Genomic DNA, 233 nt, shown 5'->3' on the forward strand with positions numbered 1-233 from the left:
ATCGGGTCGGTAACGTATTCGCCGTTTTGTACAAGCGCCGTGGTTTCAACTTGGTTTGTGCCATCACTGATGATCACCGTCACGGTTTGGCCATCTTCTACATCGGTTACTGTCCCACGCACAACCATGGCGGCACTTTCGCCATTACCATTAATCACGCCATCGGCGGTTTTATCAATGCTGGTTGTGATTGCTGCGGTGTTATCAAGCTCGACTGAATCTTGTGCTGAAAT

At 49.4% G+C, this 233-nt stretch carries 1 protein-coding gene; it reads right to left on the reverse strand.

Annotated features, from left to right (window positions below; all coding sequences use genetic code 11):
* Positions 1-233, reverse strand: a 233-nt coding sequence (locus AN389_RS20475; protein WP_160318652.1) for a hypothetical protein, incomplete at both ends; no start/stop codon positions are given.

Origin of the sequence: Pseudoalteromonas sp. P1-7a (assembly GCF_001401855.1) — a bacterium.
Taxonomy (GTDB): domain Bacteria; phylum Pseudomonadota; class Gammaproteobacteria; order Enterobacterales; family Alteromonadaceae; genus Pseudoalteromonas.